The 12,447-nt window shown below is 35.2% G+C and carries 13 protein-coding genes; 8 read left to right on the top strand and 5 right to left on the bottom strand.

Translation table 11 applies throughout. From position 1 onward, the window contains the following. Positions 1–9 precede the first annotated feature (9 nt). The 3 genes from kdpB (at position 10) to kdpDN (ending at position 3,918) form a co-directional block, all read left to right on the top strand. A complete protein-coding gene (kdpB, locus tag C568_RS0118265) occupies positions 10–2,109 on the top strand; it encodes a potassium-transporting ATPase subunit KdpB (protein ID WP_018782376.1) in 2,100 nt (699 codons plus the stop codon). A gap of 18 nt (positions 2,110–2,127) precedes the next feature. Beyond that, positions 2,128–2,709, top strand: coding sequence for a K(+)-transporting ATPase subunit C (gene kdpC / locus C568_RS0118260; RefSeq protein ID WP_003195330.1), 582 nt, complete (start codon positions 2,128–2,130; stop codon positions 2,707–2,709). A 63-nt stretch (positions 2,710–2,772) separates the two neighbouring features. Then, positions 2,773–3,918: a KdpD-like non-kinase potassium sensor gene (kdpDN, locus tag C568_RS0118255; RefSeq protein ID WP_003195332.1), complete on the top strand. Its 1,146-nt coding sequence runs from the start codon at positions 2,773–2,775 to the stop codon at positions 3,916–3,918. A 74-nt stretch (positions 3,919–3,992) separates the two neighbouring features. On the opposite strand, the gene C568_RS0118250 is transcribed toward kdpDN, so the two are convergent. Next, on the bottom strand, positions 3,993–5,201 hold the full coding sequence (locus tag C568_RS0118250) for an MFS transporter (protein WP_018782375.1): 1,209 nt from the start codon (positions 5,199–5,201) through the stop codon (positions 3,993–3,995). Positions 5,202–5,360: 159 nt separating this feature from the next. On the opposite strand from C568_RS0118250, the gene C568_RS0118245 reads away from it, so the two are divergent. Continuing rightward, positions 5,361–5,822 carry a MarR family transcriptional regulator gene (locus tag C568_RS0118245; RefSeq protein WP_018782374.1) on the top strand — a complete coding sequence of 154 codons (462 nt, stop codon included), beginning with the start codon at positions 5,361–5,363 and terminating at the stop codon, positions 5,820–5,822. A gap of 127 nt (positions 5,823–5,949) precedes the next feature. Then, a complete protein-coding gene (locus C568_RS0118240) occupies positions 5,950–6,804 on the top strand; it encodes a patatin-like phospholipase family protein (RefSeq protein WP_018782373.1) in 855 nt (284 codons plus the stop codon). A gap of 268 nt (positions 6,805–7,072) precedes the next feature. Here the strand turns inward: C568_RS0118240 and C568_RS0118230 are convergent, their stop codons facing one another. Continuing rightward, positions 7,073–8,374, bottom strand: coding sequence for an NCS2 family permease (locus tag C568_RS0118230; protein ID WP_006093602.1), 1,302 nt, complete (start codon positions 8,372–8,374; stop codon positions 7,073–7,075). Between the two features lie 231 nt (positions 8,375–8,605). Here C568_RS0118230 and C568_RS0118225 point away from each other — a divergent pair, with 231 nt between their 5' ends. The 3 genes from C568_RS0118225 (at position 8,606) to C568_RS0118215 (ending at position 10,894) form a co-directional block, all read left to right on the top strand. Beyond that, entirely contained in the window at positions 8,606–9,472 is an 867-nt protein-coding gene (locus tag C568_RS0118225; RefSeq protein ID WP_018782372.1) for an SDR family oxidoreductase, read from the top strand. A 116-nt stretch (positions 9,473–9,588) separates the two neighbouring features. Continuing rightward, complete coding sequence (locus tag C568_RS0118220; protein WP_018782371.1) at positions 9,589–10,350, top strand: L,D-transpeptidase; 762 nt, start codon at positions 9,589–9,591, stop codon at positions 10,348–10,350. Positions 10,351–10,621: 271 nt separating this feature from the next. Next, entirely contained in the window at positions 10,622–10,894 is a 273-nt protein-coding gene (locus C568_RS0118215) for a hypothetical protein (protein WP_003195348.1), read from the top strand. 285 nt (positions 10,895–11,179) lie between these two features. Here C568_RS0118215 and C568_RS0118210 read toward each other — a convergent pair whose 3' ends face one another. From C568_RS0118210 to C568_RS0118200, 3 genes are all read right to left on the bottom strand, one after another. After that, complete coding sequence (locus tag C568_RS0118210; protein WP_018782370.1) at positions 11,180–11,392, bottom strand: DUF1540 domain-containing protein; 213 nt, start codon at positions 11,390–11,392, stop codon at positions 11,180–11,182. Positions 11,393–11,464: 72 nt separating this feature from the next. Then, positions 11,465–11,884 (bottom strand): thioredoxin family protein, encoded by a 420-nt coding sequence (locus C568_RS0118205; RefSeq protein ID WP_006093605.1) that lies wholly within the window; start codon positions 11,882–11,884, stop codon positions 11,465–11,467. A 12-nt stretch (positions 11,885–11,896) separates the two neighbouring features. Further along, on the bottom strand, positions 11,897–12,316 hold the full coding sequence (locus C568_RS0118200; protein ID WP_003195354.1) for a disulfide formation protein C: 420 nt from the start codon (positions 12,314–12,316) through the stop codon (positions 11,897–11,899). Between the last annotated feature and the right edge of the window lie 131 nt (positions 12,317–12,447).

Raw genomic sequence — 12,447 nt, 5'->3', positions numbered from 1 at the left:
GGGTAAATGATGAAACCAGTAGTGGTAAAAGAAAAACAAGCAAATCAATCGATTCCATCGTCAATACATGCTGTAGAAAGTGAAGTTAGACAAGCGAAAACAATGGATCGTGATATTGTTACACATGCGATGAAACAATCAGTTGCAAAACTGAATCCAAAAGTAATGGTGAAAAATCCAATTATGTTCGTAGTAGAAATTGGATTTATTATCACTTTTATTTTATCGTTTCTTCCTAATATATCTAGTAGTATACCAGGTTGGTTTAATATAACAGTTTCTCTCATTCTATTATTTACAGTGTTATTTGCGAATTTTGCAGAAGCATTAGCTGAAGGGCGTGGGAAAGCGCAAGCAGATTCTTTGAAACAATCGAAGAAAGATGTATTTGCAAATGTCATAAAAGAGAATGGGAAAATCGTTCAAGTTTCAGCGACTGAGCTGAGAAAAGGTGACATTGTAATTGTAAAGCAAGGGGAAATGATTCCAAGTGATGGTGAAGTCATTAAAGGTTTGGCATCGGTGGATGAATCAGCAATTACAGGTGAATCTGCTCCTGTTATTAAAGAAGCAGGTGGTGATTTTTGTTCGGTAACAGGCGGTACAATGGTTGTTAGTGATGAGATTACAATTTCGATTACAAGCAATCCAGGTGAGTCATTTATAGATAAAATGATCTCTTTAGTAGAAGGGGCTGCCCGTCAAAAAACACCAAATGAGATTGCTCTGAATACAGTACTGACAAGTTTAACTCTTATTTTCTTAATTGTAGTTGTAACACTACCGATTTTTACAAATTATTTAGGGTTTAAGATTGATACAGCCGTACTTGTTGCACTTCTTGTTTGTTTAATTCCAACAACAATTGGAGGATTATTATCCGCGATTGGGATTGCAGGAATGGACCGTGTTACGAAATTTAATGTATTAGCAATGTCAGGTAAAGCTGTAGAGGCTGCGGGTGATATTAATACAATTATTTTAGATAAAACGGGTACTATTACTTTTGGAAACCGGATGGCACATACATTACTTCCTGTAGGAAACGAAACAATTGAACAATTAGCAAAATGGGCTGCATTAGGATCAGTTTTAGATGAAACACCAGAAGGTCGTTCTGTAATTGAATATGTAAAATCAAAAGCTTTATCATGTAACAGTGAGCTTGCTGAGCAAGGAGAGTTTGTTCCGTTTAAAGCAGAAACAAGAATGAGTGGTGTAGACTTACTTGATGGTACAAAAGTAAGAAAAGGTGCAGTTGGTGCTGTTATTGAGTGGGTACACGCGCAAGGTGGTACGATTCCAAAAGATGTGAATCAAAAGGCAGATTTAATTTCAAAAGAAGGTGGGACACCACTTGTAGTTGCAGTGGATGATCGTATTTATGGCTTAATCTATTTAAAGGATACTGTAAAACCTGGTATGCGTGAACGTTTTGAACAACTTCGCCAAATGGGAATCAAAACGGTCATGTGTACAGGGGATAACCCATTAACAGCAGCAACAATTGCGAAAGAAGCAGGTGTAGATGAATTTGTTGCAGAATGTAAGCCAGAAGATAAAATTGCAGTTATTAAAGCAGAACAAGATAAAGGAAAACTTGTGGCAATGACTGGTGATGGTACGAATGACGCACCAGCATTAGCACAAGCGGATGTTGGGTTAGCGATGAATAGTGGAACAACAGCTGCGAAAGAAGCAGCTAATATGATTGATCTAGATTCCAATCCAACAAAAATTATTGAGGTTGTAGGTATTGGTAAACAGCTGTTAATGACGCGTGGTGCGTTAACAACGTTCAGTATCGCGAATGATATAGCAAAATATTTTGCGATTATTCCAGCCATGTTTACATTAGCAATTCCGCAAATGGAAGCACTGAACATAATGAAATTAACTTCGCCACTTTCAGCTATTTTATCAGCATTAATATTTAATGCGATTATCATTCCATTACTCATTCCATTAGCAATGAAGGGGATTGCGTATAAACCGATGAGTTCCAATGCATTGCTTGGTCGAAACCTATTAATTTACGGACTTGGAGGAGTCATTGTTCCTTTCATTGGGATTAAGGTAATTGATCTAATTGTAGGATTGTTCATATAAGGAAGAGGGGAAAAGAAAATGGCTAAAAAACAAAATATACTTTCACCGGTCATTCGTGTTACCTTTACATTTCTTGTTCTTTGTGGGCTTTTATACCCGCTGCTTGTAACTGGAATTGCGCAAGCAGTGATGAAGGATAATGCGGATGGAAGTCTTATATATAATGAAAAAAATGAAGTAATTGGCTCAAAGTTAATCGGCCAAAACTTTAAAGACCCACGTTATTTTCATGGACGCGTCTCTAGTATAGAATATAAAGCAGAAGCGTCAGGATCAAATAACTATGCACCATCTAATCCTGATTTAGTAAAACGTGTAGAAGAAAGTGTAGCGGATTGGAAGGATAAAAATCCGACTGTTTCAGTTACGGAAGTACCGATGGATTTAGTGACGAATTCAGGTTCTGGATTAGATCCTGATATTAGTCCAAAGGCAGCTTACGTACAAGTTGATCGTATTTCAAAATTAACGAATATCCCGAAAGAAAAACTAAATCAAATGATTAAGTCTCAAACAGAAGGTGCTACATTAGGATTATTTGGAGAGGATCGTGTGAACGTTTTGAAATTAAATTTAGAATTACAAAAAATAATGAAATAGTACTGTTGCTACCTCAATCCAATCGATTGAGGTAGCGTTGTTTACTGGGAAGGAGTGCGTGTAATGTATGCAGATGACTATAAACCGACGTTTCAAAGACGAACGCCGGAAGAATATTTAGAATATATACGCCAGCAAAATCGTGGGAAATTAAAGCTGTATGTAGGTGCTGCTCCAGGAGTAGGGAAAAGTTATAAAATGTTGTTTGATGCGCAAGAAATGAAAAAAGAGAATATTGATATTGTAATAGGTTTAATTGAAACGCATGGAAGAAAAGAAACAGAAGAAGCAATTGCTGATTTAGAAAGAATACCGTTAAAAGAAATAAACTATAAAGGAAAAGTATTTTATGAGCTCGATGTAGAGGGGATTATAAAGCGAGCACCGCAAGTAGTTGTTGTGGATGAATTGGCACATAGTAATATACCTGGATTAAAACATAAAAAACGTTATATGGATGTAGAAGAATTATTGGACGCTGGGATATCAGTATTATCAGCATTTAATATTCAACACTTAGAAAGCGTTCATGATATTGTGGAACAAATCACGAATGTAAAAGTACGAGAGCGTATTCCTGATTTTATTTTACAAAAAGCAAATGAAATTCAACTTGTTGATGTAACCCCTGAAGTTTTGAGGAAACGATTGACAGATGGAAAGATATATAAAGAAGAAAAAATTCAGCAAAGCTTACAAAATTTTTTTACGGTTAATAATTTAGGAGCTTTACGAGAGTTATCACTTCGTGAAGTTGCTGACGATATGGACGAGAAGATTAGTCAGTCAGTGACAGAACCAATAGGTGTAAAAGAAAAAATTCTCGTTTGTGTGCAATATAGTTCAACAGCAGAGAAATTAATACGGCGTGGTTGGCGTATGGCAGATCGATTAAACGCTGAATTGTATGTATTAAATGTTGAAAGAGAAAATATAGAATCATTATCGGCAAGCAAAAGGCAAACAATTGAGGAGTGGCAAGCGTTAACGAATCAATTTCATGCTACTTTCGTATTGGAAGAAGCGAAAGGAAGAAAGCCAGCTGATGTCATTATTGAAGTGGCAAAACGATTACAGGTCACCCAAATTTTACTTGGTCAATCAGCAAGAACAAGATGGGAAGAAATTCGAAAAGGATCAATTGTAAATGAAATTATGAGGCAGACGAAGCATATTGATATTCATATTGTGGCGGATCAGAGAGTATAAAAAAGGAATGTCCAAATGCAGTAAAATAGCTGTTTTCGGACATTCTCTTTTTTGTTTGTAATATACATAAATGTTTATTTAGCTTTTTGAATTCTAGCTTTTCTTACAGGATGAGAAGTTAGCTTTTTCATAGAATATAAGACCACAATCAGAAAAACAATTGCCTCTACAAAGAAAATCCAAAAGTAATTTTGATTAAAGAGTAGAAAACTGCCTACGATTGGTCCTGTACCCATTCCGATATAACGGATAAAGTTGTAGATACCAATGGCAGTTGCTCGTTCGCTTACAAATTCTTCTGTTAGTAGAGTTGTATGGGTTGGAATTGATAGTCCCATGCTAAAACCGTATAGGGATGTTGCAATGATAAGGATTGGGATATTTATATGATATGTGAAAGCAAATAGAATAACGCATGTGATATTGAGAAAACTGGTGAGAAGTAAAGCTTGTTTTGTTGTAAGTAATGTTTGTAAAAACTTGTAGCAATAACTTCCTAGCATAATACATAGAGACATTGGTACAAACATAAGCCCAATTTTACTTGTGTTGAAATGAACTAAATTGGCTAATATTGCTGGTAAAAAAACAAGAAAACAAAAATAAATGCAGAACTGCATAAATCCAATGATCGCAATAGCAGAACCAGTTCTGTGTTTTAAGATACTCCAATAATTAGTAGTTGTTGTAGCTTTTTTAGGAATAACCGGTTTTGTTTCTGGTAGCCATGCAATATTTACAATTAATAGGGCTATGCCAATCGTAGATAAGAATAGAAAAATAGATACGTGACCATTTATATTTCCAAGATAGCCGCCTATGAGAGGGCCTACAGCAGGAGCAATGGAAAGTAGCATTTGATAAAGACTCATGGCTTTCCCTCGTTCTTTTCCTTCGAATAAGTCCCCAATAATAGTAGCCGCTACAACAGGTATCGCAGCTATCCCTGATGCTTGAATTGCTCTGAAAATAAGAAATAAATAAATGTTTGTTGTAAAAGCACAACCAATTGCACCGATTGTACCTATGAATAGACTGGGAAGAAGAATATATTTGCGTCCTTTTGTATCAATTAATGGTCCATAAACAAGCTGCATAATTGCAAGAACAAAAGTAAAAATAGAGACAGTTAAATTCACAAGATAAAGAGAGGTGTGAAAAGAATCCTGAATCATTGGTAAGAGGGGCGTGTAAATGTTTTGAGCAAAGGAACCTAATAGAGCGCTAATACAAACGATATACAAAATAGATTTTAATTTTGATGAAGATAATGAGTGATTCATCAGAAAACCTCCTTATTTTAGTTTCCTTGGAAACTAAAATAATTTTAACATTATTTTCTTACTTGTAAAGATAAAAATGAATTTAATTTTTATTTTGAAATGGTATATAATTAAATTGTTTCTGTGGAAACTTATGAAGTATCATGGAGGGGATTCGACTTGGACCGTACTGTAAGGCAAATAGAAATACTTTCGGATATTCGTACACTTTTTCATAAACAAGAAGAGCATATGAAAGGAAATGATGAGCGTTTTCTTCGTGAGACAGGGGTAAGTGGTATGTCTTTATCAGAATTACATGTGATCCAATGCATAGGAAAAAAAGGATTAATGAATGTAACAGCTATTACTGAAGAGATGGGAATGACAAAGGGAGCAATTTCTAAAATTTGTACAAAATTGTTTAATAAACAATTTGTTGAAAAGATGAAAATGTTAGATAATCAAAAGGAAATATTTTTTCGTTTAACAGACAACGGAAATGAAATTTATATGGCGCATGAGAAATTGCATCAACAAGCTGAAGAGAAGTGGTTGTTACTTTTAAATCAGTATACAGAAGAGGAATTATCATTGATTCAAAGGTTTGTAAAGGATGTAGGAGCTCATTTAGAGAAGTAGAAGAATACTTTTTCGTTCGCACCAAGCCTTCTGAATATGGTTTTCGTGAAGACTCTTATATAATAGAAAGAGATATTTAACAAGATGAATAATTAAAGAGTCATGTATATAAAGAGGAGAGAAAACAATGCTTGAAAATACGGGTTTAGTATTAGAAGGCGGCGGTATGCGCGGTGTATATACGGGTGGAATACTAGAATACTTTATGGAACAGGATTTATATTTTCCATATGTTATTGGTGTTTCAGCGGGAGCGTGCCATGCGGCGTCATATATTTCAAGACAAAGAAATCGAAATAAAACAGTAAATATTGATTATGCAACACATCCGAGGTATTTATCTTACAAAAATTTATGGAAAAAACGTCAGTTATTTGATATGGACTTTATTTTTCGTGAGATTCCAGAACAGCACGTGCCATTTGATTTTGACACATATTTTAATAGTGCAGAGCGTTTTCTAGTAGGAACGACAGATTGTGAAACTGGTGAACCAATGTATTTTGAAAAAGAAGGAACAAATGAAGATGCATTGACTTTATTACAAGCTTCTAGCTCATTGCCATTTATCGCACCAGTTGTAAATTACCGTGGTAAACAATTATTGGATGGTGGAATTTCGGATCCAATCCCAGTTCGTAAAGCACAGCAAGATGGTTATGAGAAATCGGTTGTTATTTTAACGAGAAACCATGGATATGCGAAGAAAAAATCAAAATTTGGATGGATTGCAGCAAAAGCTTATAAAAAATATCCTAATCTTGTCAATACGATGCTTTCTCGTTATGAAGTATACAATGAGACACTTCATTATATTGAAAAAGAAGAGTTAGCTGGAAATCTATTTGTCATTCGTCCAGAAGTACCACTTCAAGTGGATCGAATGGAAAAAGATCCACAAAAGCTGCAAAAATTATATGAACAAGGCTATAAAGATGCAGCAAGACAATTTGCGGATTTACAGGCGTTTTTACAAAGGTAATGGATGGAAAAACCTCTTTAAGGGGTTTTTGTTCTTAGAATAGACTGAATATAAAATCTATTTAGAGCTAATTGTGGTGTAATTTGGGTAAAAGTGTATAGAGGAATGATACATATGGAAAATGTATATAAGGGACTTAGACGTATGGGATATACGGCAATGTTTATTTCTTCATTTTTGATTCAAAAGTATAGTAAAGAATTGCAAATGAATAAGGAATATTAGAAAAAGCCTTTGCTCACAGAATTTGTGAGCAAAGGCTTTTTTATTAGTGCGGTAAGAAAACTAATTGATAAGCAAACAAAATACCAAATACATATACAAGTGGATGAACAGCACGGAATTGTCCTTTTGCCATTTTCATAAGTGGATATGAAATGAATCCAAGTGCAATACCTGTTGCGATGCTTGATGTAAGGGGCATGCTTAAGATTACTAAGAATGCTGGGAATGCTTCGTCGAATGTATCCCAATCAATGTGACGTACAGCGCCCATCATTAAGCTACCAACAATAATTAATGATGGAGATGTAATTGCTGAAACACCAGAAACAGCACCTACTAGAGGACCAAAGAATGCAGCGACGGCAAACAATGCAGCTACTGTAATTGTTGTTAAACCAGTACGTCCACCAGCTGCAACACCCGCAGATGATTCAATATATGCTGTTGATGGTGTTGTTCCGAACATAGCCCCGATTGTTGCTGAGAAAGAATCAGATAGAAGAGCTCGTCCCGATTTTGGAAGTTTACCATCTTTCATAAGTCCACCTTGCTGTGCGACACCAAGTAATGTACCAGTTGTATCGAATAATGTAACAAGGAAGAGGGAGAATACAACGCCGTATAAACCGTAGTTAATTACATCAGAAACAGCAGTAATTGGATTTGAAACAATAATTCCTTCTGGTAATCCAGGCATAGATGTAATGCCGTTTGGGAATGTTAACTGACCTGTGAAATAAGCGATAATTCCTGTTAATAACATTCCGAAGAATAATGCGCCGTTTACATTTAAGGACATAAGAATAAGTGTGATCCCAAGTCCAGCTAACGCTAGTAGTACTGGAGGCGAATGAAGATCTCCAAGTCCAACTAAGTTAGATGGATGTTTTGTTACGATGCCCGTCATACGTAAACCGATAAAGGCGATAAATAAGCCAATACCAGCAGTAATTGCGTGTTTTAAGTTTTCAGGAATTGCTTCCATTAATTTTGTACGGAAAGAAGTTAATGATAACAACATTAAAATCATACCTGCCACAAATACAGCAGAGAATGCAATTGCGAATGTCATTCCTTCATGCGCTTTTACAACAGAGTAAGAGAAATAAGCGTTAAGTCCCATACCCGGCGCGATTGCAATTGGTAAATTTGTAAAGATTGCCATAAATAATGTTCCAACAACAGCGGCAATAATTGTCGCTGTAAATGCTTGTTCAAATGGAACACCTGCATCCCCAAGGATGACAGGGTTTACGACAATGATATATGCCATTGTTAAGAAGGTAATTATACCTGCCATAATTTCAGTTTTAATAGAAGTTTTATGTTTTGAAAGGTTAAACATATAAACATCCTTTCTGTTTACGAATAATTGTCACAACAGTTATATATAATATTCGTTTTTTAGTTCTATTGCAAGAGTTTCGTACAAAAAGTTTATAACAATTTCTATTTTATGTCTTAATTTCGAATATTAATCACAGAACAGCCCCTATGTTTCGGCTTTTCATGTATAAGTACTTTTTATAAATGTGTACATCATAAGAAAGAGAAATGAGAAGGAGCTGAAATGTGTATGCCTGAGCAAAAAAGGTTTTTAACATTACCACCACAACATCAAAATAAACAACCGGGGATTGAAGCGATGATGAATCCTCTCCCAGAGTACGAAGATCCTAATTATCGCGGCAGTGAAAAACTAAAAGGGAAAAACGTGCTTATTACAGGAGGGGATAGTGGAATTGGAAGGGCGGTATCTATTGCGTTTGCAAAAGAGGGAGCGCATATTGCTATTGCTTATTTAGAGGAACTTGAAGATGCAAATGAGACAAAAAGACTTGTTGAAAAACAAGGAGTCAAGTGTATATTACTTCCTGGTGACTTAAGTAGTGAACAACATTGCCAGCATATTGTAAAGGAAGCGGCTTCGAAGCTAGGGGGGCTGAATATTGTTGTGAATAATGTCGCACAGCAATATCCACAGCAAAGTTTAGAATACATTACAGCGCAGCAACTTGAAAAAACATTTCGCATTAACATTTTTTCTTATTTTCATGTTACAAAAGCTGCGCTTTCACATTTAAAGCAGGGAGATACAATCATAAATACAGCTTCGATCGTTGCGTATGAAGGAAACGAGCAACTCATTGATTATTCTGCAACAAAAGGAGCGATTGTTGCTTTTACACGTTCACTTGCAAAATCACTAGTTCAAAAAGGAATTCGTGTAAATGGTGTTGCGCCAGGCCCGATTTGGACACCGCTTATTCCAGCGAGTTTTGATAAGAAGAAGGTATCGGAATTTGGAAGTAATGTACCGATGAAAAGACCAGGGCAGCCGTATGAATTAGCACCTGCTTATGTATATTTAGCTTCAGGCGATTCCACATATGTTTCCGGACAAATCATTCACGTAAATGGTGGTGTAATTGTGAATGGATAAGTTAAATCTGAAGAAGCTTTGTACTTTCATTCATAAGAATAGAATTCATAGTAAAAGCTAATTGTACCCTCATATATTATGGTCAATTTTAAAGGGGGATGCTTGGGGGGATATGAATGAAAAAAGTATGTTTAGTTGTAATACTCTTTTTCTGTCTACCAATTAGCACTTTTGCGGATACAGATCATCTGATATTAATTAACCTTACAACGAATCAATTATCTTTTTTTGAAAATGGCAACTATGTAAGAACGTTTCCTGTTACAACTGGAAAGCGTCAAACGCCAACTCCTGAAGGCATATTTTGTATCATTAATAAATATAAAAATAAAGAATATCACCGTAAAAATATTCCGGGTGGTGCACCGAATAATCCACTTGGAACAAGATGGCTTGGTTTAAATGAGAAAGAATATGCAATTCATGGTACAAATCGAGAAGGGACAATTGGAAGAAGAGAATCAAACGGTTGCATTCGTATGCATGATCGAGATATACAATGGCTGTATGACCGAGTATCGTTACGGACAAAAGTAATTATTTCTCAGTTTTATACATCTCCAGAATATGCAGCGCATAAGCTTGGATATCGTGTTACAAGTTGGAATGGACGTATAATAGAAGAAGAACAAATTGGAATGTTAACACTTGTGGATCGTATGAATATATATTGGCAAGAACCAAATGGCCAATTTACGAAAGTAAAAACAGTATTGCCGAATGAACCATATGCTGTTTATTCTCGAGGGAAAAATGGAAGTTATTATATAGGTAATAATTTGTATATTATGGATGAAACAGGCGGGAAAATTCGTTATGAGCAAGTGCCTTATTCCATTTTAAGTAATATATATAAGAGGAAATATAATGTACAGTAAAGCTATCGTAAATAGGCGATAGCTTATTTGTTATATAAATAAAAAGCGAAAGACCTTTCTTTTTGGATGAGAGAGAGGATCCGTCCGTGGATAGAAGCGGTCAGAGCCTTTTTTGGCCCCATGCCATGTTAAAACAAAGAGAGGAAATGAGTGGAGGTCTCTGTTTGTTTTCATAGCCGCGATTTATATAGCAAAGTGTAATTAGTTGGTCCAATCGCAACTATTCTGTTCTTGTGAATATAATACAGTACAGATTGGGGGCGGGCGTGTTATGAGAAAAGGGAATAGCCAATTTGCATTTAAAATCTTTTTGTTAACGAATTGCTTATTTATTATTTATTTGTATGTTTCATTTATGTTTAATCTGTATATTCCCTATATTGATTTATTACTTTTCGTTGGTTTTATTTGGTCCTTTGTTGAAGCGAGAGAAGGGGAAGATGGAATCTATCGCAGGATAACATTGTTTGGAACAGTTTTTATATTAATTGTGTATATAACGATAATGCATGATGCATGGAAATATGGGGTTGTTATAATGTAGAAGCATACCTTTAGCTGTATGCTTCTACATCTTTAAGCGTTAGGAAAGAAACGATTGCCCGCGATTTGTACAAGTTAAGGCAACAACTTTCTTTTCAAAATGTTTACCATCTGTTAATGATGAATGAATATCATGGTATACAAAGTCGATTAGTAATTCCCTGATATAAAAAACGTGTCTTATTTTTGTTCGTCTCTTAAATAGTATGTTTATACATATTATTTAAGACATGAGGAAGAAAAGAAAGAAAAATCCCCATCTCAAAAGGAGATGGAGATTTACGTCTTAATATTTCGGTCTAAATGTTTGGCAGCATGTTTCAACGCTTGTTGACGCAGAGCTTTCAAGTGTCTCACCTGTTAAGGCCGAGTTTGTATAAGATTCATTTGATTGATTCGTGTTTTGATCATCAGGCTGGACAAAGATTGAATTCGCTTGACAAAAATTCCCTTGTCCCCAAAATGAACAATTGGACACAGAACAGCGTACCTCTGGCATAAAACCCCCTCCTTATACATTAGTGTGGGATTTTACCCAGCTTTCATGTATAGAAGGAGTTTCCTTTTCTTATTACTTCTTGTTTTCTTTAAACCATTTTTCAAAAGTATCTTTTGGCTGTTCGCCACTAATGCGGCTTACTTCTTTTCCGTCTTTGAAATGAATAATTGTTGGTGTTCCTTCAATTTTATAATCATCCCAAGTTGGGTTATCGTTTAAAATATCAATGACTTTCATATCAATGTTCATGTCTTTAGCCATTGGTACAACAATAGGTGAGACTTTTTCACAGTAGTGACAATCTGTTTGATAGAAGTAAATGGTTTGTTCTTTCTTTTCCTCGTTATTTTTACGAATATCAGAAGAAGAGATTTTATTTGTATAGTAATTTTTTTCTTGTTTCGCTGTATTTTTGTTTTCCATCTGTGTTACAGCAAAAATAGCTGCAAATAAGACGATAATAATACCACCAAAGATAAGCATTTTTTTCATTATGTCATCTCCTTATTTATTTTTAATTACAATCAAACTACAAATGGCAATCGTGACAAATCCGATAAGTGCCAAAAATGGGATTGTGACAAATCCGAACCAGTTTATATATTCCCCCGTACAAGGCACACGTCCACAAGCTGCTCCTGCTGCTGAGAATGCAGAAACTTTTTGAATGGCATAATGATATAACGAAATACAGGCACCAATGCTTGCAATTGGTAAAGAATATGTAGCAATGCGGTAGTCTTTTTTTACAACTGCAATACCAAGCCATAAAACAAATGGGTACATAAAAATGCGTTGATACCAACAAAGTACACAAGGCTCAAATTTCATGATCTCAGAAAAATATAAGCTTCCAAGTGTAGCAATAAAAGAAGCTCCCCAAGCAGTAAACAATGCATATTCTTGTTTTTTCTCACGTTTCATGTTTTTTTACCTCTCTTATAATAGTTACATACTAAATTATAGTATGAAAAGGACAAGAAAATAAAGAGAAAATATTTTTATCAAGGAAAGTTTTATAAGGGGAAAACTTGGAAATAAAAAAACAAGGTCCA

This window comes from Bacillus sp. 95MFCvi2.1, assembly GCF_000374965.1.
Taxonomy (GTDB): Bacteria; Bacillota; Bacilli; order Bacillales; family Bacillaceae_G; genus Bacillus_A; species Bacillus_A pseudomycoides.
This window is presented reverse-complemented; position numbering and strand designations above follow the sequence as displayed.

Excerpts from the sequence above, each read along its gene's own strand:
- C568_RS0118205 (WP_006093605.1), bottom strand. The coding sequence starts at position 11,884 with ATGAAAAAAATGCTTATCTTTGGTGGTATTATTATCGTCTTATTTGCA.
- C568_RS0118220 (WP_018782371.1), top strand. The coding sequence starts at position 9,589 with ATGAAAAAAGTATGTTTAGTTGTAATACTCTTTTTCTGTCTACCAATT.
- C568_RS0118225 (WP_018782372.1), top strand. The coding sequence starts at position 8,606 with ATGCCTGAGCAAAAAAGGTTTTTAACATTACCACCACAACATCAAAAT.
- C568_RS0118215 (WP_003195348.1), top strand. The coding sequence starts at position 10,622 with ATGAGAAAAGGGAATAGCCAATTTGCATTTAAAATCTTTTTGTTAACG.
- C568_RS0118210 (WP_018782370.1), bottom strand. The coding sequence starts at position 11,392 with ATGCCAGAGGTACGCTGTTCTGTGTCCAATTGTTCATTTTGGGGACAA.
- kdpC (WP_003195330.1), top strand. The coding sequence starts at position 2,128 with ATGGCTAAAAAACAAAATATACTTTCACCGGTCATTCGTGTTACCTTT.
- C568_RS0118230 (WP_006093602.1), bottom strand. The coding sequence starts at position 8,374 with ATGTTTAACCTTTCAAAACATAAAACTTCTATTAAAACTGAAATTATG.
- C568_RS0118200 (WP_003195354.1), bottom strand. The coding sequence starts at position 12,316 with ATGAAACGTGAGAAAAAACAAGAATATGCATTGTTTACTGCTTGGGGA.
- C568_RS0118250 (WP_018782375.1), bottom strand. The coding sequence starts at position 5,201 with ATGAATCACTCATTATCTTCATCAAAATTAAAATCTATTTTGTATATC.
- kdpDN (WP_003195332.1), top strand. The coding sequence starts at position 2,773 with ATGTATGCAGATGACTATAAACCGACGTTTCAAAGACGAACGCCGGAA.
- kdpB (WP_018782376.1), top strand. The coding sequence starts at position 10 with ATGAAACCAGTAGTGGTAAAAGAAAAACAAGCAAATCAATCGATTCCA.
- C568_RS0118240 (WP_018782373.1), top strand. The coding sequence starts at position 5,950 with ATGCTTGAAAATACGGGTTTAGTATTAGAAGGCGGCGGTATGCGCGGT.